25 protein-coding genes are annotated in these 26,218 nt (G+C 58.3%); 9 read left to right on the top strand and 16 right to left on the bottom strand.

Annotated elements, in window-relative coordinates:
• Positions 1–73: 73 nt before the first annotated feature.
• The 3 genes from E5K02_RS16760 to E5K02_RS16750 are packed head-to-tail and all read right to left on the bottom strand — an operon-like array spanning position 74 to position 3,129.
• Entirely contained in the window at positions 74–1,462 is a 1,389-nt protein-coding gene (locus tag E5K02_RS16760; protein WP_135396361.1) for a hypothetical protein, read from the bottom strand.
• Between the two features lie 26 nt (positions 1,463–1,488).
• A complete protein-coding gene (locus tag E5K02_RS16755; RefSeq protein ID WP_135396360.1) occupies positions 1,489–2,577 on the bottom strand; it encodes a chymotrypsin family serine protease in 1,089 nt (362 codons plus the stop codon).
• A gap of 42 nt (positions 2,578–2,619) precedes the next feature.
• The gene (locus E5K02_RS16750; RefSeq protein ID WP_135396359.1) at positions 2,620–3,129 is read right to left on the bottom strand and encodes a hypothetical protein; all 510 of its coding nucleotides are present in this window, start codon (positions 3,127–3,129) and stop codon (positions 2,620–2,622) included.
• 337 nt (positions 3,130–3,466) lie between these two features.
• Here E5K02_RS16750 and E5K02_RS16745 point away from each other — a divergent pair, with 337 nt between their 5' ends.
• Complete coding sequence (locus E5K02_RS16745) at positions 3,467–4,180, top strand: head GIN domain-containing protein (protein WP_135396358.1); 714 nt, start codon at positions 3,467–3,469, stop codon at positions 4,178–4,180.
• A 273-nt stretch (positions 4,181–4,453) separates the two neighbouring features.
• Entirely contained in the window at positions 4,454–4,867 is a 414-nt protein-coding gene (locus E5K02_RS16740) for a carboxypeptidase regulatory-like domain-containing protein (RefSeq protein ID WP_135396357.1), read from the top strand.
• A gap of 38 nt (positions 4,868–4,905) precedes the next feature.
• On the opposite strand, the gene E5K02_RS16735 is transcribed toward E5K02_RS16740, so the two are convergent.
• The 4 genes from E5K02_RS16735 to E5K02_RS16720 form a co-directional block, all read right to left on the bottom strand.
• Positions 4,906–5,535, bottom strand: a complete 630-nt coding sequence (locus tag E5K02_RS16735; protein ID WP_135396356.1) for a helix-turn-helix transcriptional regulator — start codon at positions 5,533–5,535, stop codon at positions 4,906–4,908.
• Positions 5,536–5,809: 274 nt separating this feature from the next.
• Complete coding sequence (locus tag E5K02_RS16730; RefSeq protein ID WP_135396355.1) at positions 5,810–6,715, bottom strand: SMP-30/gluconolactonase/LRE family protein; 906 nt, start codon at positions 6,713–6,715, stop codon at positions 5,810–5,812.
• A 112-nt stretch (positions 6,716–6,827) separates the two neighbouring features.
• Entirely contained in the window at positions 6,828–7,511 is a 684-nt protein-coding gene (locus tag E5K02_RS16725) for a hypothetical protein (RefSeq protein WP_135396354.1), read from the bottom strand.
• 224 nt (positions 7,512–7,735) lie between these two features.
• Positions 7,736–8,191: a DUF2141 domain-containing protein gene (locus E5K02_RS16720; protein ID WP_135396353.1), complete on the bottom strand. Its 456-nt coding sequence runs from the start codon at positions 8,189–8,191 to the stop codon at positions 7,736–7,738.
• A 260-nt stretch (positions 8,192–8,451) separates the two neighbouring features.
• On the opposite strand from E5K02_RS16720, the gene E5K02_RS16715 reads away from it, so the two are divergent.
• The 4 genes from E5K02_RS16715 to E5K02_RS16705 all read left to right on the top strand — a co-directional run bounded on the left by E5K02_RS16715 (position 8,452) and on the right by E5K02_RS16705 (position 10,608).
• Entirely contained in the window at positions 8,452–8,667 is a 216-nt protein-coding gene (locus tag E5K02_RS16715) for a hypothetical protein (RefSeq protein WP_135396352.1), read from the top strand.
• Positions 8,668–8,688: 21 nt separating this feature from the next.
• The gene (locus E5K02_RS25600; RefSeq protein ID WP_167856457.1) at positions 8,689–8,844 is read left to right on the top strand and encodes a hypothetical protein; all 156 of its coding nucleotides are present in this window, start codon (positions 8,689–8,691) and stop codon (positions 8,842–8,844) included.
• A gap of 114 nt (positions 8,845–8,958) precedes the next feature.
• The gene (locus tag E5K02_RS16710) at positions 8,959–9,960 is read left to right on the top strand and encodes a glycoside hydrolase family 43 protein (protein WP_135396351.1); all 1,002 of its coding nucleotides are present in this window, start codon (positions 8,959–8,961) and stop codon (positions 9,958–9,960) included.
• A gap of 162 nt (positions 9,961–10,122) precedes the next feature.
• Positions 10,123–10,608, top strand: a complete 486-nt coding sequence (locus tag E5K02_RS16705; RefSeq protein WP_167856456.1) for a DUF2911 domain-containing protein — start codon at positions 10,123–10,125, stop codon at positions 10,606–10,608.
• Between the two features lie 122 nt (positions 10,609–10,730).
• On the opposite strand, the gene E5K02_RS16700 is transcribed toward E5K02_RS16705, so the two are convergent.
• Positions 10,731–11,063, bottom strand: coding sequence for a hypothetical protein (locus E5K02_RS16700; protein WP_135396350.1), 333 nt, complete (start codon positions 11,061–11,063; stop codon positions 10,731–10,733).
• A 121-nt stretch (positions 11,064–11,184) separates the two neighbouring features.
• Complete coding sequence (locus tag E5K02_RS16695; protein ID WP_135396349.1) at positions 11,185–12,990, bottom strand: M61 family metallopeptidase; 1,806 nt, start codon at positions 12,988–12,990, stop codon at positions 11,185–11,187.
• A gap of 397 nt (positions 12,991–13,387) precedes the next feature.
• Between E5K02_RS16695 and E5K02_RS16690 the strand changes: the two genes are divergently transcribed.
• Both E5K02_RS16690 and E5K02_RS16685 read left to right on the top strand, forming a co-directional pair.
• Positions 13,388–15,571, top strand: coding sequence for a T9SS type A sorting domain-containing protein (locus tag E5K02_RS16690; RefSeq protein ID WP_135396348.1), 2,184 nt, complete (start codon positions 13,388–13,390; stop codon positions 15,569–15,571).
• A 273-nt stretch (positions 15,572–15,844) separates the two neighbouring features.
• On the top strand, positions 15,845–16,522 hold the full coding sequence (locus E5K02_RS16685) for an SOS response-associated peptidase (RefSeq protein ID WP_135396347.1): 678 nt from the start codon (positions 15,845–15,847) through the stop codon (positions 16,520–16,522).
• Positions 16,523–16,910: 388 nt separating this feature from the next.
• On the opposite strand, the gene E5K02_RS16680 is transcribed toward E5K02_RS16685, so the two are convergent.
• From E5K02_RS16680 to E5K02_RS16665, 4 genes are all read right to left on the bottom strand, one after another.
• Complete coding sequence (locus E5K02_RS16680) at positions 16,911–17,132, bottom strand: hypothetical protein (protein WP_135396346.1); 222 nt, start codon at positions 17,130–17,132, stop codon at positions 16,911–16,913.
• 170 nt (positions 17,133–17,302) lie between these two features.
• The gene (locus tag E5K02_RS16675) at positions 17,303–17,674 is read right to left on the bottom strand and encodes a hypothetical protein (RefSeq protein ID WP_135396345.1); all 372 of its coding nucleotides are present in this window, start codon (positions 17,672–17,674) and stop codon (positions 17,303–17,305) included.
• 320 nt (positions 17,675–17,994) lie between these two features.
• Positions 17,995–19,161: a S1C family serine protease gene (locus E5K02_RS16670; RefSeq protein WP_135396344.1), complete on the bottom strand. Its 1,167-nt coding sequence runs from the start codon at positions 19,159–19,161 to the stop codon at positions 17,995–17,997.
• Between the two features lie 43 nt (positions 19,162–19,204).
• Complete coding sequence (locus E5K02_RS16665) at positions 19,205–19,792, bottom strand: RNA polymerase sigma factor (RefSeq protein WP_135396343.1); 588 nt, start codon at positions 19,790–19,792, stop codon at positions 19,205–19,207.
• Between the two features lie 135 nt (positions 19,793–19,927).
• Here E5K02_RS16665 and E5K02_RS16660 point away from each other — a divergent pair, with 135 nt between their 5' ends.
• Positions 19,928–20,176, top strand: coding sequence for a hypothetical protein (locus E5K02_RS16660; protein WP_135396342.1), 249 nt, complete (start codon positions 19,928–19,930; stop codon positions 20,174–20,176).
• 402 nt (positions 20,177–20,578) lie between these two features.
• Here E5K02_RS16660 and E5K02_RS16655 read toward each other — a convergent pair whose 3' ends face one another.
• Genes E5K02_RS16655 through E5K02_RS16645 form a run of 3 tightly spaced genes read right to left on the bottom strand, consistent with a single transcriptional unit; the run spans position 20,579 to position 26,192 of the window.
• On the bottom strand, positions 20,579–22,381 hold the full coding sequence (locus tag E5K02_RS16655; protein ID WP_135396341.1) for a hypothetical protein: 1,803 nt from the start codon (positions 22,379–22,381) through the stop codon (positions 20,579–20,581).
• Positions 22,382–22,395: 14 nt separating this feature from the next.
• On the bottom strand, positions 22,396–24,642 hold the full coding sequence (locus tag E5K02_RS16650) for a DUF4175 family protein (protein WP_135396340.1): 2,247 nt from the start codon (positions 24,640–24,642) through the stop codon (positions 22,396–22,398).
• Entirely contained in the window at positions 24,639–26,192 is a 1,554-nt protein-coding gene (locus E5K02_RS16645) for a BatA domain-containing protein (protein ID WP_167856455.1), read from the bottom strand. Before E5K02_RS16645 ends, E5K02_RS16650 begins: the two co-directional genes overlap by 4 nt.
• Positions 26,193–26,218 lie beyond the last annotated feature (26 nt).

Below are 26,218 nucleotides of genomic sequence, written 5' to 3'. Positions count from 1 at the left end.
AGTTGAGTAAGTCCCTAGCCTTGGTCAAATTTCACAAGGAAGCTGGATTGAATCCGAGGGTAACGATTCTCTTCTAGCGGGGGGCACTAGCTAAGCCCGCGTTGAAAAAGCGTAGAGCAGCTCGCAAATCAATCGTAACACTGAAGAACCAGTCATTTTCCCATGATCGGACAGTAGGGATAGTACGCTTCCCAGGGGTGAGCTTATCACCTACATTCAATCCGGCGTTAGGATCAAGCCGAGACACTTTGCCAATGTGCTGCCCAACGGTAAAAAAGGCGCTGTTACGGAATAGGTCGCCGCTGATTCCAATAAAAGCATTGTCAAATGTATTTCGTACTGTGAGAGCAATAGTCGGATTGAAGTGCTCGTAAAACCTCAATGACTTTAGCTTGGCCACATCACGGTTACCCCATATAAAGGGAGTATAAGCCAACACGTAGTGAATACGAGGCGATTCTCGGTCGGTAACGGTTAAGGTGGTATCGGCACCGGTGGCTACGTAGCCGTATGTGTAATTTCCAAGCTTGGAATAAGCTGGTCCGAATGAGAAGGCTCCGGCATATAAAGGGTTGACCAGAAAATCGAAGCTGGTAATTGGCACTGATTCGCCTCCTTTAAGCTGGCTGAGTTCAATGGTTCCCTTGCCTGGATCGAAGCCGTTACCCGCGCTTAGGGTGATTTCTCCGCATTCATCTGTGCTTTGTTCGGTTATCTTCTGCTCAGAAGTAGATGCTGGCGCTTCGCCTAAAATGCGCAGAGCAGTGCCATCCCGGAAAGCAGAAGTTTGCTTGACCTGCAAGCCCTCAAGTTGACTAGTTAGACCAACCACTTTGACGATGATTTCATCATCTTCGTCAATTTGGCCAATAGGTCGGGCCAGCACATTGCCCGTTGATGTTACCACAAACAGAGCCCGGTTAGCCGCCTCATCATAGGCCCCGCGGAACGTACGCCCCCGCAAGCATTCAATAAGTGAGCCTGAGCTGCCGCTATTGCCACTGCCGTTTTTATCTTCTCCACTAGGTGCCTTACCATCATATACATTAAACTTACCAACCTCCGTAGCTGTTCCCCCCGCATTTTTCACTTTAAAAATCAGGATGCTTGAGAACTGTTCCGTCGTTCTGGGTACAGCTTCGCGTTTTATCACGTAAGAAACGGTGGAACTGGTGGCTGCTGCTACAGGAGACAAGGGGAGTGCACCGGCAGCAGTCAGGTAAAGCTCCACATCAGTGCAGGATGCACCGGTGCAGGTAATGCTGATAGTTACCTGATCGGTAATAGCATTAGGCTGATCGGTAGAAAATCCGTCCGAGGGAGGTGTAAGAGTATAATTGCCACCAGTTTTGGTTAGCGTGAATTTCCACTCGACGGGAGGTGCCGCATAACTTGCCGTAGCCAGCAGCAAGGCCAAGAGTGAGAAAATAGAAAAGACAAACAGCGTACAGAAGCGAGACATACAACACGAGAGAAATAGTGAATTTGTTAAGCAGTCGGCAGTGAGCACCCGAGTTCGGACAACACAAGGTTGAAGGGGGTAAAAAGAGCTAGGCTGTACTGATCGGCCCGGCCTACCAGGAGGCCTAAAATGAAATTGTTACTGTCGAGGAGCGCCGCTCCCGAATCGCCACCACGGGTAGGTGTGGTAGCCAGGATGGCATTCCGGTAGTTGGGGCTGTACCAGGTAGATCGGGGGGCAATAATGTACCCGTCAAGATTACCCGACGCTGCGCCATGCATGCGCACACCAATATTGCGGTCAGCCGGGTCGTGCACTGGTCGCCATCCCCGAACCTGACCGATGCCCGCAATATGAAATGGAAAGCCGGGGGGGGAATCCACCAGAATTGCCGCTGCATCGGTGCCCTCGCGCGACCCGCGTAGCAAGCGACCCAAGGGGGCAGTGTTGGGGGTGCCCGGGCGGGGGGATGAGTAGTTCGTCATGCGGCTAGCTACATGCTGAGCGGTTAACGCCACAATCCTATTAGTTTGGTTATCAAACGCATATGTGCCCAGAGTGCCCCAAGGGCCACCAGCTCCGAGGCTGCTACCAGCAAGCGTTTGCGGTTGAATTTCCCCTACTTCCACTACATCAACGCTCACCTCGTCGCCATTTGCGGAAAGTACCGAAGGCAACAGGACGGTATCGGGCAGTTTGTCGCTCAGTATCTTTTTCTGAACGTAGATTGTCGCTGTTTTTTCTGTCAGCGGCATCGACTTACAGATTCTGAATCCGGGACTACTACCCAACACGCCAGGCCAAGTGGCCAACTTGTCATAATTAGCATCCAGAATGTGTTGAATTCGCTGCCACTCCGGTGTACTGAAGGTAGCTTGTGTAGGCTTGGTACTTTTTCGGGCAAATTGTCGCCGCGCATTGTTGCGCAATTCTTGAGCGTAATTTAGCGCTGCTGCTGCTTGTTTGGTTGTGCCATTTAAAGCCATCAATGCCTGACGGCCGCCTTCAAGAAAACAAGCTGATAATTCTTGCAACTCAGATGCAGAGAGTTTATCGGCTTTCTTCCCAAGAATTTGCTTAATTAGCTGCTTGACTTCTTCGTTTTTAGGATTCATTGGAAATACCTTGCCTTATACAAACCGTTCAGTAGACATATTTTATTTGCTCATTGATCCTTCTAAGTATCGTTCACTAAGTATTTGTGCTAGCTGTTGTCGAAATTGACGGCGAATAGCTCGGGTATCAGCGTAGCCTTTGGTCCCAATTAATTGCCAAGGCCTTAATAAAAGCCGCTCAGAATAAGTCCCTGCTGTTTTGACCTGTGTGCGAGATGCCCGGGCTGCCTTGCGCAGGCTCGATAAAACTTTATGCGCTAATTTATTAGCGTTAAATTTCTCGGTGCTATAGGTAACAGGGGAGGCCGGAGAATTTAATTTAAACGCAGCTAAACCATTTTCGGGAATAATTTCATAGTCATTCAGTATAATCCGATGGCGTACTTGTTGAGGTAAAGCAACTGATACTTCTGTTGCGGCGGTCGATACAGACTTTAGGCGCAAATCTTGTCCGGCTACTCTGGTAGGCGATAATAACCAGGTAATTACACTACATACGGCAAGTGCTGCGGTAAGCGAGTTTGGCAGTGCAGGGTAATGAACGTAGGGCATATAAGTATATTATGTTTTACGTGTACACGCTATGGCATAGAATCGGGTAAGTGGCAAATGGGCTTTAGTTTAAAACTTATTAATTGTATGCCGGGTAAATGTGCAACTGCTGCTTTGCAATTACATCAGTGCTGTCACTGAGTTTTTGGTCAGCGTAGTATATAGTCATAGCCTGCTTCGAGTAGTTTTCCGGAGCAGGCTATGACTATATCGTATTATCTCACGTGGTCAGCGCAGCAAAAGCTCTGTTTTTATATTCTTTAACGTTTTGCTTCACCATCAGGCAACCCTGCTGCTGTAGCTTGCATCTACCCCTGCAAACCTCAACGTCTTGGCTATGAAAAACGCTGTTCTCACCTTGCTCTGCGGAGCTGCTTTCTTTTCTACCACGGGCGCCCAGGCGCAGGTCCGGCAACCCCGCACGGTCGGGGTCTTCCAGGCCGTGCACGCCAGCGGGGGCATTGATGTATACCTGACCCAGGGACCAGCCACAGCCGTGGTAGTGGATGCGGCCGGCGAGGTGCAGCCCCACATTCTGACGGCCGTGAAAAACGGTACCCTGGAGGTAAGCTGGGAGCAGAACTACTCGTGGAAGAAGATGCTGGCCGGGAAAAAAACGGGGGCCATCAAGGTCTACATCACCTGCCCCACGCTTACGGCGTTGTCGGTCAGTGGCGGCTCGGACGCCCGCGGCGAAACTCCGTTCAAGGCCGATGATCTGCGCCTGAGTGCCAGCGGCGGGGCCGACGTGTACCTGACCGTGACGGCCAAAACCCTGACCAGCCACGCCTCGGGCGGCGGCGACATTACAGTAGCCGGCCGCGTGGAGCAGCAAAAGGTATCCGTCAGCGGGGGCAGCGACTACCACGCCTACGCCCTGCAAAGCACCACGGCCGAGGTCAGCGCCAGCGGGGGCAGCGACGCGGAAGTGTCGGTGGATGGCGAGCTAAAATCCAGCGCCAGCGGCGGCAGCGACGTGCGTTACAAGGGCAGCGGCCGCTTGGTCAGTTCCCACGCCAGCGGCGGCAGCAGCACCAAGCCCGCCCGTTAAGGCCGCAACTCCGCCCGGCCCCACCAACAGCCCGGTAGCCGCCGCTGCCGGGCTGTTGGCGTTCTGGGGTAAGGCGGCCAACAGCCTGGAGCGGACCGTGTGTGAAGGCTAGGTAAACTTTTCTGAGGCGTTGAAACAAAGCTGGTTAAGCGGGTGTTGCGGGGCAAAGCGGAGGTTTTTTCCGGCAAGTCAGCTGCTGGCCGCGGCTTTGCGTAGGAACAACCGGGCTCTGCGCGCCCACCCGTTTCCCATCCCGCCTTTTTCTACCTGCTCATGTCCCGTACGCTTACTTTTCTGACTGGTCTGGTCTTGCTGCTCGCCCCGGGCGCTTTGCTGGCCCAGCAGCCCGCCACGGCTTCGGCCGTCACCGTCCTGCTGGAGTGCCCCTCGCTGACCGGGGTGGTCACCGACGAAAACCAGCAGCCCCTGACCGGAGCTACCGTCGTTGTAGCGGGTATCAACGACGCCTTCAGTACCAACTCGGAGGGCCGCTACATCGTCAACAGCCGCAAGCCCATTCCGCAGGCCGCCCAGCTGCAGGTCAGTGCCGCGGGCTACGAAACCCAGAAGCTGGTACTCAGCAGCTGCGAGCTGCCGACCGTGTCGCTGAAGCTGCTGCCCGGCACCCGGTTCAAGCGCGACGGCCGCATCAAGAAAACCACCTCGACGGGCAAGATTAAGTACTAGCCAGGTCAGGAGGCCGGGCCCATCTTGGGCAAAAGCTTTCAGGCAGCTACCCAGCCCGCCCGTACGGCTTGCACAGCTAAGCCCACGAAAGTTTTGGCCCCGGTCTTTTGGAGCAAGGCCCGGCGGTGGCTTTCCACAGTGCGCACACTCAGGCACAACTGGTCGGCTATTTCCTGATTGCAATAGTCGTCGATGACCAAGCGCAGTACTTCCAGCTCCCGCCGGCTAAAAGGCGTAGGTGAGGTGGCCTGGGCAGGGCTAAGGGTGGACCGGCCGGTCCAGGAGCTGCGTGGCGCTTGCATCAGGAGGTGTACCAGCGCCTGGCTGACTTCCGTGGGAGATGCTTGCCGGGTAAGCCAGGCCCAGTTGCGTAAGCGGGCCCGTGCAGGTGCGGTGGGGGCTTCGGCATCGGTGAAGCACAGAGCCGGCTGCTGGCGACGCACGGCGCAGAGCTGCTCTCCCAGCACCAGCAGCGGTACCGAAGTCACGGCCTCATCTAGGATGAGCAACGCGTAAGCCCGCTGATGCAGAAACGTTAGCAGCAGGTCCGCGTCGGAGACTAGGCAAATGGTCAGGCCTGGGCAGGCCTCGCGCAGCATAGTAAGGAGCCCTTGCCGGTGCAAAGTGGGAGGAGCCGCGACAAGGATGGCCCCGTGGTGCGATGACATAACAGGAGTACGGGTATAATCATTGGAGAAGGAATAGGACCGTGAAGCAATAGGTAGGCTGGGGTAAAGAGCAAGTATTGGACCGGGGAGAGTGGACCGTCACTAGCTAAATTCAGAAAGATATAGCCCTTTCGCAATACCTACTTCTAGGTATAAATTCAGGTGTTTGATTAATAATTTGTAGGCTTTATACCAGAAAGCCTGCCTAAGCAGTCGATCCAAAAAAAAGCCCCGGCGCTACACGCGCCGGGGCCGAGGGCCGGTAAGGATTGCCCTACTGCACGCCCTTCACCTGCATAGGCAGGGTGTACAGAGCCGTAGAAGCCGTGATAAATAGGGTTTTGCGGTCCTTGCCGCCAAAGCAGACGTTGGCAGTCCACTCTTCCGGAATGTCGATGTGCTGAATCTGCTGGCCGGTTGGGTTATACACGGTTACGCCTTTGCCGGTCAGGTACACGTTGCCCTGGTTGTCGATAGTCATGCCGTCGGAGCCCTGCTCCACAAACAGCTGGCGGCCACTGAGCTTGCCGTCGGCCCCGATCTGGTAGCGGTAGGTTTTGTTGGCCTGAATGTCGGCCACGTAGAGCTGACGACCATCGGGGGTGCCGATGATGCCGTTTGGCTGCTGCAGCTGCTCGTCCACGGCCACGGGTACGTTACTGCCTTTGGCCAGGAAATACACTTTCTGCCCACCAATGGCGGGGTCGGGGGTGGTGCGGGTCCAGTACTCGCGCTGGTAGTAAGGGTCGGTAAAGTAGATACCCTCGGTTTTGGGGTTGATCCACAGGTCGTTGGGCCCGTTGAGGCGGTGGCCCTGCACGTTATCGACCAGCACCGTCGGCTTGCCATCGGGGCCAATCGACCAGAGCTGGTTCTTTTCGTCGGCGCAGGCCAGCAGGTTGCCTTTCTTGTCGAAGTACAGGCCATTGGATCGGCCGGCCTTCTCCAGAAAAACCGACAGCCTGCCATCGGTGCCATACTTCCAGATCTTGTCGTTGGGCTGATCGGTGAAAAACACGTTGCCGGCCTTGTCGACGGCCGGGCCTTCCGTGAATTTAAACTGTTTGGATACGAGCTTGGGCTGGGCCTGGCCAGCAATAATGGCGCTGGCTTGCTGGGCGTGGGCGGAAAAGGCCCCGGCACTGGCCGCGAGCAAAAGCAGGGTTGTCGTAAGTTTCATAGAGAATGCAAAGCAGGGAAAACAGTGCCACTACGGGCAAGCTGCCGCAATAGTACTAGACGGGGGCCAGAAAATGCCGGCGTATCGGCAGCGCCCGGTCCCGACAAGGTAATCAGGCCAGGCGGGGGGCTTCGGCAGCTTCGGCCTGGTAAGTTACGGCGGCCTGCCGGTTGCCCTTGGTTACGGGCCCGTACTTGGTGCCCAGCCCATCAAACGCATTGTCGAAGGAGCCGCGCACGAGCAGCAGCTGGTCGTCTTTATTGGCCTTGAGCAAACGCGCCACGATGTTCAGGGCCAGGTCGGAGCTGGCCGTGATAAGGGCGGCGGGCGGGGCGGCTATGGCTGCCGCGGCCAGCAAGGCTTGGCGGGCGGCCTCAAACTGAGCGTCGCGGCGCACTTCATCCAGCAGGGTACCAATGGCCCGGATATCTTCGTCCAGCTCCGTAAGCAGAATGCGGTAGTCGAGGTAGGCCGGAATCTGCTGGGCGTCGGTGCGGTACAAGGTTACGCCGCCCGCGCCCAGGGGCAGGTGAGTCCACTTCTGCACATTTTCATACACCTCCGAAAACAGCTGAATAGGCTCCTGCGAAATCCCGTCGGTAACGATGGTCACCACTTGCACTTCGGCCCGGCCCAGCTCGCCGTGGCGCTTGATGTGAATGTCCTGCAACGAAAGGCGCACATTGCTGACCGACTGCGGCAGGCGGGCCGCTTCCAGGGTGCCGGCCAGTACTTCCCGGCGCAGGCCGGCCGAGGGGTCAAACACGACGTCGGCCTCCAGTAAGTTGATACTCATAGCAGAAGAAATAAAAAAGTTAGAAAATTCCGGCCGGTAAGACGGGTATCCTACTAGGCCGGTGGCGCTAAACAATAGGTGGCAGGCGGATAAAGCAGCGCAAGAGGATAGTACTACGCATAACGAACCAGTACCCGGGAGTAAGTATAAGCTACTGGCACAAAAAAAGCCCGGCCCGGCAGCAGTACGCTACCAGGCCGGGCCGCAGGTATGGTGGCAAACAGCTACTTCTTCATCGAAATAGTCACCACCTTGGCCGCGCCGTTGACCACAAACTTGCACTCGTCAAACGCGGGCGGGGCCAGCTTGGGGCGCACGTTGTTGGAAAAGGCGTAGGGCTCGGTCGGGATGCCCATAAAATTCTTATCGACCAGGTCGTTGTTGTTCATATCCTGGGTCAGGGCCACGGCCCATTCGCCGTGGGGCAGATCCAGGGGCAGGGTAATCTGCTTGTTGCCGCCGGGCTTCACATACTTGAGCAAGGTGTAGCTGCCGCGCTTCAGGAAGTTCTCCTTCACGTTGTAGAAGTAAAGCTTCACCGTGGCCTTGGTCGAGGGCAGGTCGGTGACCACGACGTGAACCGGGGACGTAGCCGTGGTTGCGGGAGCCGAGACCGGGCTGGTCAAGGCGGGCAGCAGGGTGCTGCCAACGCTCAGCAGCGCTACTTGAAGAAGAGACATAGACGCAAGTAGGTGAAGAAGAGAAAAGAGCGAAAAACAGGTCAGAAATCAGAAGCGACGATTAGCAAGATCGGTAAAGATCAACAGTCTGGCAACCCTGATATGGCCCCGGTGCTTGGAAAGACACCCGCTCTGGCTGATAAGTTTCGCTGAGGCGGCCAGCGGGGGAGGGCAGGGAGCCGGTTCTACTTCTCGGGCCACGCTGTATCTTGCTGGCTATCCGCGGCTGGTCCGGTAGGCCCAGCTATTTGTTTTGTCTTATGCAGTTGCTTTCAGTTGTCGACGAGCCCGGCATTTACATTGGGTATGATGCGCATAATCAGTGGCTGTACGTCGATTGGAAAGGGGAACACACCCAGGATTCGTCGCAGCAGGCCTGCATGCTGATGCTGGAGAGCCTGCGGCAATACCCTTGTCCCAAAATCCTCAACGATAACTCCAGCATCACGCGCACCACGGTGCAGCTCACGGAGTAGGGCGCCTGGTGGCTCGAGGAAATGCTGCGGGCTGGCCTGCACTACATTGCCTGGGTGTTCCCCCGCGACTTTGCCGCCCGCCAGGCCAGCGAAAAGGTGCTGCTGGCCATTCAGCGACCCACGGTGGGCACGTTCGAGGATGTAGCCTCGGCCTACGTGTGGCTGCAGCAGCAGTAGGTGCGCGAAGTCCAAGGTGGTCGTGTGGATGGGCGCAGCGGGCCGCAAAACCGTAGAAGTAGCGTTGGTCTGCTTTAGGGGCCAACGGATACATTCCTGTAACCAGCTTAGCCTATGTCAACCGCCGCCACTTACCAAAACCCGATTCTAGACGAAGACTTTCCCGACCCCACCATTATTCAGGCGGCCGACGGCTTTTACTACGCCTACGGCACCCAAACCAAGTATCGGGGTCAGATTATCAACATGCAGGTGGCCCGCTCACGGGATTTGGTACAGTGGGAACTGCTGGCCGACGCGCTGCCGCAGAAGCCGCAGTGGGCCTCGGCCACGCAAAAGCTGTGGGCCCCCCACGTGAGTGAGCACCAGGGCCGCTACTACATGTACTACTCGGCCCTGCCCAACCACGAAAAAGGCTATTGCCTGGCCGTCGCCGTGGCTGAGGCTCCGCAGGGGCCTTTTACCGACATCGGCCACCCGTTGCAGTGCGGCCCGGGTTTTCTGAACATTGACCCCATGGCCTTCGACGACCCGGCCACCGGCAAGCGGCTGCTGTACTGGGGCTCGGGCTTTGGCCCGCTGCTGGTGCAGGAGCTGGCCCCCGACCGGATTTCCTTCGCGCCCGGCTCTGAGCCGCTGGCCTTGGTGCACCCCGTCGAAGACGACAGCCCCGACAATTACCAACGCCTGCTGGAAGGCAGCTGGGTGGTGCTGCGCCAGGGATGGTACTTTTTGTTCTACTCGGGCAACAACTGCTGCGGCGACGATGCCCACTACGGCGTCATGGTGGCCCGTTCCCGCCACGCCATGGGGCCGTTTGAAACGCTGGCCGAAGCCAGCGGGCAGGGCCACAGCATTATTCTGGAAACCAACCGTCACTGGCGCGCCCCCGGCCACAACTCCATTGTGACCGATGCGGCCGGGCAGGACTGGCTGGCCTACCACGCCATCGACCCGCAGCAGCCCATTTTCGACGCCATCGACGATGCCCAGGGCTACTCGCGGCGCGTGATGCTACTCGACCGGCTGGAATACCACGACGGCTGGCCCCGGCTGGCCAGCGCCGAGGCTCCTTCCCGCACCCCCCAGCCCGCCCCGGTTGTAGCCGCCGAGTAAAAACTGCTGGAAGTCGGCAGGTTTCTGAACTAGAGGGGTAATAGATAAATGGTAATATTCGCCGGGCGAAAGCAACGTCAAGCCCCGGTCCGTGACTTTGACCAGTGCCGGGGCCGCGTAGCCGCCGTGGTTTAGTTCTCACCCTACTCCCTTCCTGTCCCCATGAAAAACAACCGCACGATTTTCTCCGCGGCCCTGGTGGCCGGCCTGTTTGCGGCTTCCGTGAGCATGGCTCAAACAGCGCCGGCTGCTACCTCTGCCGCCCCGGCTGCCAAGCCCGCTCCCGCCAGCCCGGCTGCTACGGCTACCGGCAAGGCTGGCGCTGCCACGGTTACCATCAAATACAGCAGCCCCAGCGTGAAGGGCCGCTCGGTGTATGGGGGCTTGGTGCCCTATGGCAAAGTGTGGCGCGCCGGAGCCAACGAGGCGACTACGGTAGAGTTTAGCAAGGATGTGACCGTGCAGGGCCAGAAGCTGCCCGCCGGTACCTACGCCTTCTTCGTGATTCCTACCGAAAAAGACTGGACCGTTATTTTCAACAAGACGGCCAAGCAGTGGGGGGCTTTCAAATACGATGAAAAACAGGACGCGCTCCGCGTAACGGCCACTCCGCGTAAAGCCGCTACCATGACGGAAAGCCTGGTTTAAGAAGTGGCCAGCCCCGGCATTGTGCTGCGCTGGGAAAACCTGGAGCTGCCCGTAGCTATTAAGTAGGTAGGTAGTTGTCAAGCAAAAGCCCCGCTCGATTCGTCGGCCGGGGCTTTTCGTTTTTACAGCCAAGGGTCGGCCGGCTGCTCGGCGGCCAGCCACACTTCGGTGCCCGCTGGTACCGCTACTGGTTCAGGCAGCTGGAGCAGCAGGGCGTATTCGGTCAGCATGGCCTGGGCCGCCAGGGGCGAGGAACGGGTTACTTCCTCCACGCTGGCAGTTGCCGTCATCGGCGGCCCATCCGCAAAAACCAGCACCACGGCCAGTACCGTGTGCAGCGGGTAGTGCAGCAGACGCGGCTGGCCGGTTTCCGGGTTGGTGCGCACCAGCACGCCCAGGCCCGTCAGCACAAAGCTGGAGTCGACAGTCAGAAGCTTTTCGGAGGTCAGGGGCATAACGGCACGGCAGCGGAGAGGCCGCCTTATTGCATACCCTAACTGTGAGGCAAAAGATGCACGAAAAAGCCCGGGCTACCGTAGCAGCCCGGGCTTTTTGATGTTGCGGGAAGTAAAAGCCTTAGAGATTTTTCAGCCATGCCTGGCGCAGGGTCAGCTGGGCTGGGGTCGCGTCGGGCGCCACGGCAAAGTCGTAGCGCTTGATATCTTCCTGGGCCACCAGCTGGCACCGGACCTTTTTCTCCGCCCCGCCGCGCCGGATAGTCAACTCGTATTCCTCGCCGGGCTTCCGGGCCTTCAGCTCGGTCAGGGCCTGCTTCAGGGTGTAGGGCGTAATGGCCGTGCTGCCCGAGGCCACCAGCTCGTCGCCGGAGGCAATGCCGCAGGCCTGCAGCGTGGCCGGTACCGCGTCGAACTGCACCGTGGTGCCGCTGGAAGCAAACGAGACGCCGCCGGCGCCCAGGGACGTAACCTGGCGGCCGGTGTGCAGCACGGGGGTGTAGCGGATGCCTACTTTGGCGTAGTATTCCTGCAGGGGCAGGGGCTGGGCGTCTTTTACGTAACGCGTGAAAAAGTCCCCGATTTCGGGGTAGGTCATTTTGGTGAAATCGTCAAAGAAGGTTTTTTCGCTGAAGGGCTTGTCGGGCCCGTAGCGTTTGGTCAGCTCGTTCATCACTTCGCGCAGGCCCCGCTTACCGCCGCTCAGCTCCAACAGGCGCAGGTCGAGCAGAGCCGCCGTCATGGCTCCGCGCTGGTAGATGTTGCCGTACTGCCGCTGCCCTTCGTCGCTGAACGAGTTCAGGCCCAGCTTGCTGAGCGAGTAGGTCGTGTCGGCCCGGGTGTGGTCGTAGCTCACCTTGCCCGACAGCTCCTTTAAGTATTCATCTAACGGCACCAAACCGCCGCGCAGCTTCATCATGCCCGCCGCCCACTCCGTCGTGCCCTCGTACAGCCACAAATGCTCGGAGCCCGTGGGCTGCACAAAGTTGAACTGCTCGATGATTTCGGAGTGGATGTTGAGCGGGGTCACGACGTGGAAAAACTCGTGGGCGGCAATGCTGGTAATCTGACTCGCTGACTCCGGCGTCAGGGGCGCTTCGCGCAGCACGTATTCCGATGAGTAGGAATGCTCCCAGGCCCCGTGGCTCTGGTCGTCGAAGTGGTAGAGGAAGGTGTAACGCTTCACCGGCAGCTGCACCAGAAAAGCCTGGGCCGCATTAAGCATCTGCTGCATGTAGCCTAGCAGGGGCTCGGCCTTCACCTGGTCGGTCTTCGAGTAGCAGTACAACGCCACCTCCGCGTCGCCGAGCTTGGTTTTGGCTTCGGTCAGGCGGCCCAGTAAAAACGGCGAGTCTACGGCGTGGTCGTAGTTTTTGGCGGTGTAGTAGCCCTGCTTGTCCGTGGTCAGGGCCGTGCCGATTTTCCAGTCGCCGGGATAATTCAGCTTGATGCGCAGGGGCTTGTCTTGCCAGCCCTGCAGGTAGCCAAAAATGCCCTGGCCGTTGAGCAACGCGTGGTCGGCTTCCAGGGAGGTGCCGCACATGCGGTACACGCGGTGCTCTTTTACCGGCGTGTCCCAGGTTTCGGCAATGGTGTAGCGGATAAAGCGGGTTTTCTCCGGGGCCTGTAGCTGCCACTGGTTGGTCGAGAGCTGCTTGACTTCCAGGGGCTGATTCTTGGCGTCGAAAGCCTCAAACTTGCGCACGAAGCGCCCGATATCCATGATCTGGTAAGTACCCGGGGCCGTAGCCGCAAACTGATACACATTCTGCTCTTGGCGCAGCTTGGGCGTCTCGAGCTGCACCTGAAACAGGTCTTCCGTCTTAGGATCAATATCAACGGTATAGGTCAGGGCTTTTTGGGCCTGGGCTACCGGCACGGCGGCCAGCAGGCTGCCTAGCAGAGTTGCTATGCGCAAGGCATTCATAGGAAAAGGTAATGGGTGATTGGGCAAAGGATGCAAAAGTCGGCTGAAAGCTGCTTCCCCACGTTGCAAGCGGCATCAGCGGGGCACCAAGGCACTGGTTCCGGACTAGGTAGGAATTGGATTAAATACGTGCAAGTTTTCTACCGTCAGCGCGCGTGGCTTGCCAGAGCGCTAGGTGGTAATGAAGAATATATATTGGGTAATATAAGGTGGATATTGTGTAATAAATTAATATGACTTTAATTAAAAATAACATGATTGGACAAAGTATTTACGGTGCGGTTTGCACTTAATAAATATTTCCCTTGGACACCTAGTTGCCTTTCAATCTAAAGTTTAGTTTCATTGAGGACCTATTGCATACGCCGCTCTATTTCCAATCTTTCAACCATGCGCTATGCAAGCAATTTGTACTATTTCATCTACCCGCGCTGCGGTGCAGCGTTGGCGTAAAACCATCTGGGCTGTAGCCGGCAGCCTATTGCTTTCTTCCGCCGCGGAGGCCCAGGTCGTATCAGCCTTTCCCCGCAACGAAACCTTTAAAGGAAGCACCGCCTCCAACTTCACCTTTGGCGGCGACGCCCGCCTGACCGGAACCGGCGGCACCGCCGATGCCGTGGGTAGTGGCTACCTGCGCCTCACCGACGCCGAAACCAACCAGGCCGGCTACGCCATCGACAATGTCGGCTTCCCGTCTTCGGCCGGCTTTACCATCTCGTTTGAGTTTTTCTCCTACGGCAAAACCACAACGGCTGGCGCCGATGGCTTCAGCGTGTTCCTGGTCGATGCCAACCAGCCCGGCGGCTTTCGTATCGGGGCTTCGGGCGGTTCGTTGGGGTACGCCCAGAAAACCATCGACCCCATGGCCGCTGGCGTGTCCAAAGGCTATATCGGTATCGGTATCGACGAGTTTGGCAACTTCTCTAACGGGGCCGAAGGTCGCTCGGGCGGCAGTGCTGTCCTCGATGCCACGGGTAAGGTGCCCAATGGTATTGCCATTCGCGGGGCCGGCGACGGCTCGGCCTCAACGGATTACCCCTACCTGACCGGTACCCAGCCCGGTGCCCTGGATTTTAGCATCGACGTGCCCACGGCCCGCGCCCAACCCGGCTCCGACGACTACCGCCGCGCCTACATCGACGTGGTGCCAACCACCGTTGGAACCGAGACAACCTACCGCATTTCAGTTCGGATTCAGCATGGCAATTCGGTGCGCACCGCCATCGACAATTTCGTGGTGCCCACCCCGCCGCCCAACCTGCGCCTGGGTTTTTCGGGCTCAACCGGTGGCAGCACCAACATTCACGAAATTCGTAACCTGAACATCGTACAGGTGCCCTTTGCCAACACCGACGTAGTAAGCACGGTCTACAACGTGCCCCTGATTATTCCGGTGCTGGCCAATGATGTAGCCCCTGGCAGCAGCATCGACGTTACCTCCGTCGACCTGGACCCTACCACGGCTGGAATCCAGAAAACCCTCGCGGTACCCGACAAAGGCAGTTTTGCTGTCGATGCGCTGGGGGTAGTCACTTTTACGCCTTCCGGTACCTTTGCCGGTACCCTGGTAATTCCCTACACCATGCGTTCTATTCTGGGCGAAGACTACACGTCTAGCCCGGCCAACATCCGCATAACGGTGCAGGGAGCCGACCTCGCGGCTACGCTCAGTGGTCCGGCCAACACCTCGCGGGGCAACGTCGTGACGTATACCATGACCACGGCCAACCGAGGTAGTGTAACGGCGCTGAGCGTGGTGCCCAAGCTGCGCATACCGGCCGGCTTGTCCCAGGCTGCTGTTACGGCGCCCAATGGCACGTATGACCCCACCACGGGCTGGATTACCTATTCCGTCGTTAATTCTGTGGCGAATGGCGCCGCGCCGATTGTGAATACCGCCGTTTTCCGGGTGCCGGCTTCGCAGCCGGCTACGATGAACAGCCAGGCCACTTCTACTTCTTCCGTGCCTGATCCTACGATGAGCAATAACACCGCTTCGCTCGTCACCAGCGTCGGCGACCCTTTGCCCGTGGAGCTAACGGCTTTCACCGCTACGGCCGACCAAGCAGATGCCGTGCTGAATTGGAACACCGCTTCGGAAAAAAACAATGACCACTTCGAGGTAGAACGCTCCCTGGATGCCACTACTTTCCAGGCTATCGGCACGGTAGCCGGCCACGGTACTACTTCTGCCGCGTCCCGCTACCAGTTCCGGGATAAGCAGGCGTCCCGGTTGTCGCGTCAGCCTATCTACTATCGGTTGCGGCAGGTCGATACGAATGGCGCTACTTCCTTTAGCCCCGTGCGTACCGTGCAGTTTGCGGAAAGCAGCAAGCCTAAGCTGGCCGTTTCCGTGTATCCTAACCCCAGCACTGGTACTTCTACACTCGACCTGACCGGGCTTCCCGCCGGAGAGCTTGCCGTGCAGCTCACCGACCTAACGGGACGTGTTTTGCGCCGCTACCTGGCTACTGGGGCCCAGAAACAGCCCCTCGACGTGCAAGGAGTGGCGCCCGGTACCTATCTGGTGCAGGTAAGTGGCCCCGCTACCCAGCTCGTGTTTCCGCTGGTACGCCACTAAGCCGCAACTGGTACGGCTGCATCTTCTGGCTGAACAACACGACGCCGTTGGCTTTTGCCGACGGCGTCGTGTTGCTTCATGGCCCGTTAGGTCACATACCTATGCGATGCGCCGCCAGCCCGAATCCAGCCGTGCAGACTACAGGCGGGCAAAATATACGTGGTCATACATACTCGGACCCTAACGGCGGTACAACTCCCGGTCATGGAAAGGCGTACCCAGAATGCCTTTTCACCGGCAAAGCTGCTGCTTTGCTTAACCACTTTTCCAGCTATGTGCGGCCGTTATACCTTCACTACCCCGGCACCCGTTATTGAGGAGCGCTTCGACGCCAGCTTTCTGGAGCCCGTACCGCCGACCTATAATGCAGCGCCTTCCCAGCAATTGCCCATCATTACGAACACCGAGCCGGGCCGCATTCAGCTGTTTCAGTGGGGCTTGCTTCCCGGTTGGGTTAAAGATGTGAAAGCAGCACCCAAGCCGATTAACGCCCGGGCGGAGACCCTGCCTGAGAAACCGTCGTTCCGGCAGCTACTGCAGCGCCGCCGCTGCCTCGTGCTGGCCGACAGTTTCTACGAATGGCAGCAAACCGCCCCCACCGTCAAAGGCCCAAAAACGCCCCACCGGATCTTGCTGCGCAATGAGCAGCCGTTTGCTTTTGCGGGCCTTTGGGATGAGTGGGTCGACCGAAGTTCGGGGGAGGTGGTTCCTACCTTCACCATCATCACCACCGAGCCCAACGAGCTGATGATGCAGTTGCACAACCGCATGCCTGTAATTCTGCCCGACCGACAGGCTGAGTTAGCTTGGCTCGATGATGGCCAGCCCAATAGTAGCCATCAGGCTCTGCTACAACCGTATTCAGCCGCGCTGATGCAGGAATATGTGGTGAGCACGCTGGTCAACTCGCCGGCCAACAACGATCCGGCGGTGCTGGCTCCAGCCGCTTAGGTTAATAGCTGTAGGTTTGTCGGGTACCTAAGCGGCGGTAGGCGGGCCGGGACTTTTTACGCTTCCGTCGCTTGAGAGCATCGGCCGCAGTGCTTTGCGCTGCTGGCAGTACGGAACACGTATTACTGGTAGTTGACAATGCTACGGGAGACGCAACCGAAGCCGCCAGCACATCGGCGCTTACCATACCAGCTAGCAAAAGGAGGCTAAATGTTTTCATAGAAGTTGGGGCGAGTACTGATTGATAATGAATACAATGACTTGCTGCAATGATAAATTATTATTGTTTAATAACAAATAAAAATAATTTAGATGCAAATAAAAGAAGCCTAGGACCTGATTGGATAATCAGAACCTAGGCTTCTTGTAAGCTCGTTTAAACAACCCTTTAGCGGCCGAAGAGGCGATGCTGACGACGATTCTTGCTTGATTTGCGCCGCTTCTTATACTTATATTTTTTACGCTTGAATAGGCCCAAACCTGATTCAGTAGTGCTTACGCCAGCATCATGTACAGAATACTCTGTTGCAGGAGAAGCCAGGGCGACACTAGCTTCAGCGGGGAGCGAAACCAGAACCGAGGCGAGAACGAAGAGAAAAATTGCTTTCATAAATCTTGGTATTTTGAGTAGATGTTTTTTGATTTTGATGTTGCAATATTAGACAATGATATTTGCTTAATGCAATAAAATAGCACCACATGATGATGTGAATGTGCAAAGCCCCGCAGATTTGGTGGTTACCAAACCTGCGGGGCTTTGTTTTGGCGTATACAGCTCGCCTAGTGACCCTGGTGTTCTTGACCAGCCTTATTTTCCTGATTGCCTTTGTTGGCAGTGTTACCAGTTGCTTTTGCTTTGGGCTCCTTCACGGGCTCGGCAGAGGTGCCCTCGTCGTGGCCCGTGGTGTCTTCCTGTTGCATAGAGCGGTTTACCGCTACTACTGCCACTACTGCTACGGCTGCAATGCCCAGGATAAGTTGGGTAGGCGTGAAACGCTGAGCCGCTTTCTTGATCAGCGTACCACCATGTCTGAGTAAATCATCAATATGATCATGGTCGCCTTGTACCAGCACGTGATATGCGCTTTCGAAGGTACGGGCCAGATCTTCAGGCATAATTTTCTCCAGTTGTTGTTCCATCTGTGATTCCATAGCGGAGGTGTAGGTGTTGGTGGATGTGTCGTTCAGTAATGGTGGGGATACCACCGAAAGGCCTGTACGCAAAAAGCCATTGGTTGGCTACGCTTTTTCCAACGCTCACTAACATTTCTAACCCTATAGCCGAGCTTTAGTAGCCACCAAATCTGCCTTGGTAGCCTGGTCGGTCAACGCTTCTTTTGTTGTGGAAAGAGAAGTTAGTTGCTGCTCAAGCAAAAGCACTTGGTATTTCACTTCACAAGAATACCGGTAGACAACAAAAAAGCCCCGCTGCAGGCGGGGCTTTTGAAGCGGTAAAGTTTGTAGAGCAGGGCTTATTCGTAGACTTTTACAACAAACACGTAGTCTTGTAGCTTACGAATCTGCTGGCGGCGCGAAGTACCAGCCATAAGATTGGTACGGGGCATGTTGTAGGGCTGAGCCGTACCAACCGCCGAAAGCGAGTCAACCAAGCGCATCAGGTACGACGATTTGGTTGCAAACGCAGCGCTCTGCATGTCCATCTGCCGGCCGCTGATGATGCCGATTAGGTTGCCCCGGTCATCAAGCAGCGGGCCACCACTATTGCCGGGGTTCACCGGAATAGAAATCTGGTAAAAAGCAGTGTCGCCTTCGAAGCCCGAACGGGCACTTAGCGACCCTTCGCCAAATACTACATCTTCGCGGGGGTAGCCCAGTGTGAACACCTTTTCACCTAGGTCGGCCGTGCCGCGCTTAAACGAATAGGGCAGGCGGCCAAAGCCACTAAACTTGCGGTCTTTGATGCGTAGAATAGCCAGATCGTGGGCCACGTCGGTAAACACGGGTTCGGCGCGGTAGCGCTGCCGGTCCCGGCTTTCAATCAGCAGCGAGTCGGCACCCTGAATCACGTGGTAGCTGGTCACCAAATAACCGTCGGCAGTCAGGGCAAATCCAGTGCCGCTGAATTTACCGGGGTTCAGCTCTGTCTCGGGCTTGGTCCCATCAATTTGGTTGATGGCCCGGTTCATTGCCTTCTGAGTTTGCTTGATGCGCTCCACTTCGCGCCGAAGCACGGTGTAGCCATACAGCGAAGGCCGCTGCTGGGCTGCCCGCCACCACTCCAGGCCCAGCAGCGTGGCAAACACCGCCATAACAGCTACGGAGGCCGCGACCATTGCCGTGGCCCGGTGCGCTCCCCAGAACGCGCGCAGCTTACGCTCGACCGGCGAGATATATACCTGGGGCATGGTCGGGATACCCGTTTCCAGCGTTTCTCCTTCCTCCAGACGGACGGCTTGCTCAGCATCCAGATCGGCTTGGATAGCGTGGAGCTTGCGGCGCGTGGCCAGCCGTTCCCCGTAGCCATGCAGTGTAGAAGTCAGCTCGGTGAAGTCGGCAAACAACTGGGCAAAGTTGGGGTCGGCGGCCAAGCGGTGCTCCAGGTCGGCGCGTTGCGAGGCCGCTAGCTCACCGCTGCGGTAGGCTTCAAATAAAGCGTAATAGTCAGCTTCCGTTTTCATAGTCTTGAGCCGAGTGGGTGCTCGGCCAGCATAAGCGCACCGGTTAAAACGATTCTTCCCCTTTGTAATGAGCGAAAAACAACTTTTTCAGGCGCACCAGGCACTTGTATTTTTGATTCTTAGCATTGTCGGCATTGGTATAGCCAAACTCCGCCGTGAGCTGCTGCATAGACTTATCCAGCAGGTAAAATCCTTCTAAAAGCGAGCGGCAAGGCTCTCCCACCCGCTCCAAGGCCTCACTCATCGTTGCGAAGCGCTTGTCGCGCTCCTCAGCCAGATCGAGGTCGGCCTCGGCGCCGGTTTCGAGGTAGGGTTCGTGGTCGTCGAGGCGGCCGCCAAAGCGGGTTTTCTCAGCGAGGCGCTTCAACCAGAGGCGGCGACACACGGCGTAGAGGTAGGTTTTGATTTGGCAGCTTAGCTCCAGGGAGCCTTCACGCACCTTCTCATAAAACACCATCACGCCCTCCTGATACACATCTTTAGCTTCGTCTTCAGTTCCACTGTTTTGTAGAACATAGTGCGAAACCATTGGTAGATGCAGACGATAGAGTTGCGCCAGCGCCCGGTCGTCGCCGCGGCGGATGGCCGCCACGAACTCTTCATCGGTGTAGGAAGGAATACCCTTGCCCATTCGCTTTGTTGATTAATACAGTGCCAACCCTTTGGTAACCCGCGAAAAATATTTTTTCTACTGTCGGGTTACCTTCTTCAAAAGACAGTATGAAGGGCGTTTTTCAGACTAAAATTTTCCAAACGTAACACCAAAATGAAGAATCTCCTGAAGGTTTCTGCCCTGGCTCTCGTATTCGCTACCACGCTTGCTTCGTGCGAGTCGAAGACTGCTGAAACCACCGAGACCACGACTGTTGAAGCTCCTGCTACGGATGCTGCTGCTACCACGACCACTACGGATTCGGCTAGCACCACGACTGTATCGACCGACACCACGGCTGCTGCTGCTCCCGCTGCTACCACCGAGGCTTCGACCACGACTACTACCACCGAGCAGAAGTAATTACGCGCCAGCTTTGGCTGGCTTGTAAGCTCGAGCGGCCCGCTTTTCCTTTCGGAAAAGCGGGCCGTTTTTGTTTGCCGGTCAAGCGGGGCTAATATTTAATAACGAATAGGTTAAATATTTAATATTTTTAGTGCAATATTCGCCCCTGCCTTTTTCCCAGCTAGTTCTTATTTGCCTTGTCTAATTCAACCACCCGGGACTCTAGCCCGTTGAACAGAAGCTCCTTACCTAAAAGTAAGGCTGAGCTTGCTCGCAGCTCCGCGGAAAACGCCTTAGCGCAAGAGAAGTCCGACTCGGCGGCGGGAGCAACCGTGTTTGCAGTAGGCGAGTATCGGGTAGGTGATGCTGAGGATACGCTGCTGAACGGGCATCCGGATATTCGCTACTAGCTTAGCTGGGTTAGAACTTTTCTTCCAGCCACAAAAAGCCAGCGGCTAGCACAAATAGGCTAAAAAACCAGATAGTTGGGTAAGGCTGATATGTCTCAATCGGCTGATTCGCAGTAGAAAGGGTCTCCGGTTTTGCTTGAAGCTCTACAGCCTGCTGCCGTAAGATTTGCTCGGGGCCTTGCCAATCCTGAGGCTTATACACGTAGAAAGCGCGCGTGGGCTGCCCGGCAAGCTGCGCCCGGTGCCAGCCCGATGCGGCGGGCCAGAATACGCCGGTCAGCCATTCCGCCACTGGCACCTCCTGCCGAAGCGCTACCGTAATCGGGCGGGTGGGTGGTGGGCCTGAAACAATAGGCTGGGTCTGGGGAACTGTAGGGGTGGTTAACCGCAAAAAGGTCGGCTCGTGGGTTCGGGGCCAGGCCGTAAGCAGTTGCCAAGTAGGCTGAGTCGGCAACGGGCGGGCGGCTCCCAAGAGCAGGCTCCAGTACGCCGCATACGTTTTCTCGGCATCCTGCAAAACCCACGGATACGTCTGCGCTACTGTTGTAACCGTAACCGTACTCATGCCCAGCCGCTGAGTGGCTGCCACGGGTTGCCGTCGGTTGTCCGTAATCAGGGTGCGGGCCGTAGGGGCTACGCGTAGCGTAGCCGGAACAAAAGCGGATGCTGCGGCCGGTGCATCAGGCCATTTGAGAGGTTGGGGGCGGGCGGGAGCGGGGGCCACGTGCGGCACTACGACGAAGCTGCTGCGGCCCGGCGCGGAGCGAGGCAAAGCCCCAGCATCGGCCAGCACGATAAGGCCCAGCCCGGTAGCCCGCAGGGCCCCGGTTAGGGTCTGGGCTTCAGGTCGGGGGAGAGCAGCCAGCGAGGCCGCGTCGGCAATGACTACATCGTAGCGGGCCAGTAACCCAGTCGTGAGCCGAGCTAGCTCGTGGGCGGGCTGATTCAGGAAATCCGTTTGCGTAAGTCCCCGACTAAGGCCCGCGCGCAAGGCTACGCGGTACTGCTGGGCACCGAGGTAGTTCTTCAGAAACTTAAATTCGAAAGAAGCCGTGCTGCTTAACAATAGTACCCGCAGTGGCTGCGGGGACGTTACTTCGACCGGTATGGGCTCGGAGGCCATTATCCGCCCCCCGCGCCGGGCAACAAGCTGATACACTGCCAGACCAGCGGCTTTAGGAAGAAGCTGGAGGCGGAACGCCCCCTGACCGAAGGGCAGCCGAACGGAGTCGGCACTGCGGCCGGGACCACGCAGGCTTAGCCACAGGGGTTGAGCAGCATTACTTGGGGAAGCAGCAAAAGTACCGGCCACGGACAGTGGTTGACCCAGTTCGAAGCGGTGCGCCCAAGTAGCCTGTCGAAAACCAACTGTTGGGGCCTCATGAGCCACTATCTGCAAAGAGCCTATTTCTGCTAGGATAGTTGAGGGCAACCCCCGGCCGAGCACATGCAAGCGTTGCAGTGCAGGATACTGCTCACGCAGCAGAAGCAAGCTGTGTAACGTGGGTGTGTCGGAAATGGTGCTATAGCCATGGCGCCATAGTTGAGTAGCCGGGCCCAGCCGCCGCAGCACTTGCCGGACGCTGTCGAGGTGGTAGCCAGGTGTGAGCACGACAACCTCCCGACTGGCTCCGTAAACGAGATGCCGAGGTGGAAAAGCAGTAAACCACAGGCCCGCTACTGCCAGCAAGCTGGCCAGAAGGCGCAGTAGCAGCCGCTGGCGGTTGGCTCGCCGCAGGGCTGCTACCGTTAGGCCCAGAGCAAGCAGCAGGCAAACCAGCAAGAGCAAGTAAAAGGTGGGGGAAGACAACATCCTAGCAGACATATTTACCGGCTCAGTTCCTGGAAATACCGGCGGGCCAGCCGAGTGGGGCCGGCTACACGAGTAGGAGCGGGTGCGGGCTGGGGAAGCAGATCAGTGAGAGCGGCCTCAATCGTAGCCACGCAGCTCAGGCAGGGTTTGCGCCTATTGCGCAGCTCGGAAGTAAGCTGCCGCAGCTGCCGCACTGCCGACAAATAACGGCCCGGGTTGCGCAGGGCCGCCTGGGCCACGGCCGGGCTAGCTTGCTCTAGCACTGCTGCATCGGCCGGCTTGCCTGCCGTACCCTGGTGCAGGGCTGCCAGCACCCGTAGCGCCGTTCGGACTGCGGGCTGAGTTGGAGCGGGGCGAACCTGCTGCTGAAGCCGAGGCGCGGCTGCCGTGGCCAACTCCCCGGTGAGGCGGGTGGTAGCTTCGGGAATAACCGGGGGCTCGAAACCCGACTTGCGCACGTAAACCCGGGTTTGCTGCTGCACTTGCTTGAGCAGACGCAGGGCGCGATACTCGTAGGGCAGGGCCTCGGCCGGGCGGGCGGTACGCAGGCGCAGCTCGGCCTCCCACATCTGACTCAGCACCCCCCGTAGCTTGGCTTTCACGGCGGGTTCCAGAAAATCGGCGGTTTCGGAGTCGTCGTGGTGGTGCACGTAGGTATCCAGCAGTTGCTCGGCTACTACGGAAGGCGAGGCGTCGGCTGGTGCGGTGCCGCCGTGGTCATGGCCGGCTTCTGCCTCTTCGGCGTGCTCCGCTTCGTCGGAGTGGTTATTGTCGGCATTTGCCCCGGGCGGAACGGTAGCGCTTTGGCCAAAGCTTTCCTCAAACTCCTCCCCCAGAAACTTGCCGTAGCGCAGGCGAAGCACTTTCTGGTCGTGGCCCAGGTCGTTGGAGCGCGTGGTGAAGGCACTGGCCTCGAGCTGACGCCGCTCTGCCAACAGCTTTTCCGTGTCGATGATTACCTGGCGCTGGCTGCGAAAATAGGCGGGTACCACGTTTACCCCCATGGCCATGTCCGAGCCGGAGTCATCCACAGTTGTGTCTTCCCACTGCACTAAATAGGTGTCGGAGCGGGCACTGTGGCGGTTGTTATCCCAGGCCTGCACGTAGAAGTAGACTTCGTCGCCGTAGGTGAGGCCCAGGCTCGGGAGGCGTAGCAGGTGGGTAAGGTTGGCCTGGGTGGGCTGGCCACGCAGGGAGCCGTTCAGCTCGGTGGCCACCTCCTTGAACTTGACAGCTTCGCCCTGCCCCTGCGCTACGGTGGCAACCAAGCGGGCCCGCACCAGGCCGTAGTCGTCGCTTAGAGCAATTCGAACGGCTACTTCCGGCTTCTGGCCAAACTCTACCAGAGTATATGGTTTAGGGGCGCGCAGCTGAATAGCCGGGGCACGGTCGGGCTGTACCTCTACGGCGTAGTCGTCGGAAACCCGGCCCGCAAACCGAATGCGGTAGAGCGTAGACATCCGGAACGTATAGGCAACCGTAAACTGGCCCGCCCGCCCCGGCACTGCCTGAAACGGGAGCCGCTGGCGCCCGACTTCCAGCTGGGGCCGTTCTGCCGCACCCGATACCAGCACCGTCCACTGCACGCGGGAGGCCTGGGGGCAGCGGAAGGAGGGCTCGGCCGCCATGAAAGCGGGTCGCCGGGTATAGGTCGGCGGAATAATCCGAATACGCGTTTCTACAATGCGGGCCCCAGCGGTAGTGCTCTTGGCCAGCTGACTGGGGAAGTGCAGGGCTACGTTGGGTGCGGTTTCAACTTGGCTCTTAGTCGCAGGAGCCTGCCAGAGCCATAGGGCACCTGCTGTTGCTAAAGCCCCGGCCGCAAGCCCAAGAGATGGACCGACCCGCACGGACAGCAGCGGCTGGGCTTGCGCCAGCCGGTTGGCTAAGCGCGTGGCAGTGCGCTGCTGCTGCAACTGTTCCAGCAGGTTGAGTTCGGTGACAGGGCGCAGCAGCAGCCCGGTGCTGTCTTCCAGGTCGGCAAACTGCCGGTCGAGCTGCCGGGCAAGGGCTGCTAGGGGCTGCCGCCAGATAGTTCCTAGCCGCCAGCTGGCTAGGCCCGCTCCCAATAGAGCCAGGCCAGCTACGAGTACGTGCAGCTGGGGCAAGGTGCGCGCTGCCAGTAGCATAACCGCTCCCCAAAGGACGGTTGGCAGCAGCACCATGGCAGAACGCCGCCAACGGTATTGCTGCTGCACCCGCGGCAGCAGAGTCGCCAGCCCAGGGCTGGCCGAAGTGAGTACGTTGCTGCCGACACTCATACGCTCGTTGGTTTAGCGGAGAAGCGTTGGGCCAGGCCCCGCTCCAACGCCCAGAGAACAGCAGCTAGCAGTACCAGCTTGGCGCGCAAGTCCGTATCGGTTGGGGCTGGGCTAGGCGTGCTTGTGCGGTCGGCCGGGGCCACTTCCTGGCGCACAACCTGGCCAGCGTCGAGCTGGCGCGGGTCGTGCGGTTCCGCAGGCTGGCCCGTGGACGGTTGGAGCAGGGAGAGGAGTAGCTCGGGTAGCTCGGGGCTGTCTACTAGTGTGCCCCAGGCCGGGTGGAGGCGGCTGTGAAATTGGTAGATAGCACCCCGGCCCACTGTTCGGCAAGACAGCACCGGCCGGCCAGTAGCGGCCTGCCACACCAGTCGGCTGCCGGGGTGACTGGTGGTATCGAGGCGGGTAAGGGAGTAGGTAAGCTCAGCAGGATTTACCCCAAAAACGGTTTGCTGAGCCACGCCCGGGCCTCGGGCGGACTGCCAAATGGCTAAGCCCTGCCTGGCGCGTTGTTGCCAGGCCGTTGGAATCGGGGAACTGTGTAGCCAGAACAGCCAGTTGAGCGAAGCTTCATCAGGGGGCAGCTGCCGGGAAACCGTCAGCTCCAGGCGGGGCAGCAAGCCCACACCGGCGGCGCGCAAAGCGGCCTGCAGGTAGCGGGCGTCGGGGGCATAGGCAGCATCGTGGTAGAGCCACACCCGCATTGGCTGCGCCAGTACCGGCACCTGTAGCGTATCGGTCGGCATGGCCACCCGAATAACGCTTCGGCCCGCCTCGGAATGGTAGTGCAGGGGCGGTAAACCGGCTACCCGGGGCAGCACAGCCGGACTTTGGCGGGGGCGGGCAACGGTCCGGGAGGTCGTGAAAACTGCTTCGTCGGTGCCCCGACTGCCGACAAGACGCAGACTGTCAGGGGTAGTTAAGCTGGCATTGCTCAGCCAAGCTATTGCGGGAGCGGGCAACGGTACTGCCTGCCAGCGCACCGAAGTGGGCAGGGCGGGCCGGCTTCCCGCAAAATGGCGCTGCGTAGTCGAGGTGTACACCCATACCGGCTCGTGGGGAAAAGAGTCGGCGGCCTGGGCCACGCGGGGCCAGAAATGCAGGTTGGCAGTAGCAGCAGCTGGCACTGAAACAGGCTGATTCTTCTGTTGCCAAACGGTATCCGAAATGCGTGGGAAACCCTGGCGCAGCTGGCGGAGCGTGAAGCCCCGGCGCCGGAGTGAGTCGATAGTAGGGCGCACGGCGGCCAGCGACTCGGAGTTCAGCAAATCAGCACTAATCAGTACCTGGCCGCGGCGGGGCGGGGCCGGGCGCCGCCACACGGGGCCCGCCACGGCCAGGGCCAGCATAACGACTAGCAACGCCCGCAGCAGCAGTAAGGCAAGCTGCTCCAACTTCAGGTTGCGCAAGCGGCGGTTGGCGGCAGCCGTTAGCCACCGGATGCTGCCCACCTGCACTACGCGCCCCGGCCGCCGGTTCCAGAGGTGAATGGCTACGGGAACTGCTACGCCCAGCAGTGCCAGCAAACCAGAAGGGGCAAGAAACGTGAGCAAGGAGCGAGGCGTTAGAAGAAAAAGGC

Origin of the sequence: Hymenobacter metallicola (assembly GCF_004745645.1) — a bacterium.
In the GTDB taxonomy this organism is placed as follows: Bacteria; Bacteroidota; Bacteroidia; order Cytophagales; family Hymenobacteraceae; genus Hymenobacter; species Hymenobacter metallicola.
Note: the sequence above shows the minus strand (reverse complement) of the source record. Positions and strands in the feature narration are given on the sequence as shown.

Excerpts from the sequence above, each read along its gene's own strand:
- E5K02_RS16735 (WP_135396356.1), bottom strand. The coding sequence starts at position 5,535 with ATGTCATCGCACCACGGGGCCATCCTTGTCGCGGCTCCTCCCACTTTG.
- E5K02_RS16685 (WP_135396347.1), top strand. The coding sequence starts at position 15,845 with ATGTGCGGCCGTTATACCTTCACTACCCCGGCACCCGTTATTGAGGAG.
- E5K02_RS16660 (WP_135396342.1), top strand. The coding sequence starts at position 19,928 with ATGAAGAATCTCCTGAAGGTTTCTGCCCTGGCTCTCGTATTCGCTACC.
- E5K02_RS16690 (WP_135396348.1), top strand. The coding sequence starts at position 13,388 with ATGCAAGCAATTTGTACTATTTCATCTACCCGCGCTGCGGTGCAGCGT.
- E5K02_RS16675 (WP_135396345.1), bottom strand. The coding sequence starts at position 17,674 with ATGGAATCACAGATGGAACAACAACTGGAGAAAATTATGCCTGAAGAT.
- E5K02_RS16705 (WP_167856456.1), top strand. The coding sequence starts at position 10,123 with ATGAAAAACAACCGCACGATTTTCTCCGCGGCCCTGGTGGCCGGCCTG.
- E5K02_RS16695 (WP_135396349.1), bottom strand. The coding sequence starts at position 12,990 with ATGAATGCCTTGCGCATAGCAACTCTGCTAGGCAGCCTGCTGGCCGCC.
- E5K02_RS16750 (WP_135396359.1), bottom strand. The coding sequence starts at position 3,129 with ATGCCCTACGTTCATTACCCTGCACTGCCAAACTCGCTTACCGCAGCA.
- E5K02_RS16700 (WP_135396350.1), bottom strand. The coding sequence starts at position 11,063 with ATGCCCCTGACCTCCGAAAAGCTTCTGACTGTCGACTCCAGCTTTGTG.
- E5K02_RS16715 (WP_135396352.1), top strand. The coding sequence starts at position 8,452 with ATGCAGTTGCTTTCAGTTGTCGACGAGCCCGGCATTTACATTGGGTAT.
- E5K02_RS16725 (WP_135396354.1), bottom strand. The coding sequence starts at position 7,511 with ATGAGTATCAACTTACTGGAGGCCGACGTCGTGTTTGACCCCTCGGCC.
- E5K02_RS16680 (WP_135396346.1), bottom strand. The coding sequence starts at position 17,132 with ATGAAAGCAATTTTTCTCTTCGTTCTCGCCTCGGTTCTGGTTTCGCTC.
- E5K02_RS16655 (WP_135396341.1), bottom strand. The coding sequence starts at position 22,381 with ATGTTGTCTTCCCCCACCTTTTACTTGCTCTTGCTGGTTTGCCTGCTG.
- E5K02_RS16745 (WP_135396358.1), top strand. The coding sequence starts at position 3,467 with ATGAAAAACGCTGTTCTCACCTTGCTCTGCGGAGCTGCTTTCTTTTCT.
- E5K02_RS16650 (WP_135396340.1), bottom strand. The coding sequence starts at position 24,642 with ATGAGTGTCGGCAGCAACGTACTCACTTCGGCCAGCCCTGGGCTGGCG.
- E5K02_RS16665 (WP_135396343.1), bottom strand. The coding sequence starts at position 19,792 with ATGGGCAAGGGTATTCCTTCCTACACCGATGAAGAGTTCGTGGCGGCC.
- E5K02_RS16710 (WP_135396351.1), top strand. The coding sequence starts at position 8,959 with ATGTCAACCGCCGCCACTTACCAAAACCCGATTCTAGACGAAGACTTT.
- E5K02_RS16670 (WP_135396344.1), bottom strand. The coding sequence starts at position 19,161 with ATGAAAACGGAAGCTGACTATTACGCTTTATTTGAAGCCTACCGCAGC.
- E5K02_RS16740 (WP_135396357.1), top strand. The coding sequence starts at position 4,454 with ATGTCCCGTACGCTTACTTTTCTGACTGGTCTGGTCTTGCTGCTCGCC.
- E5K02_RS25600 (WP_167856457.1), top strand. The coding sequence starts at position 8,689 with ATGCTGCGGGCTGGCCTGCACTACATTGCCTGGGTGTTCCCCCGCGAC.
- E5K02_RS16755 (WP_135396360.1), bottom strand. The coding sequence starts at position 2,577 with ATGAATCCTAAAAACGAAGAAGTCAAGCAGCTAATTAAGCAAATTCTT.
- E5K02_RS16720 (WP_135396353.1), bottom strand. The coding sequence starts at position 8,191 with ATGTCTCTTCTTCAAGTAGCGCTGCTGAGCGTTGGCAGCACCCTGCTG.
- E5K02_RS16760 (WP_135396361.1), bottom strand. The coding sequence starts at position 1,462 with ATGTCTCGCTTCTGTACGCTGTTTGTCTTTTCTATTTTCTCACTCTTG.
- E5K02_RS16730 (WP_135396355.1), bottom strand. The coding sequence starts at position 6,715 with ATGAAACTTACGACAACCCTGCTTTTGCTCGCGGCCAGTGCCGGGGCC.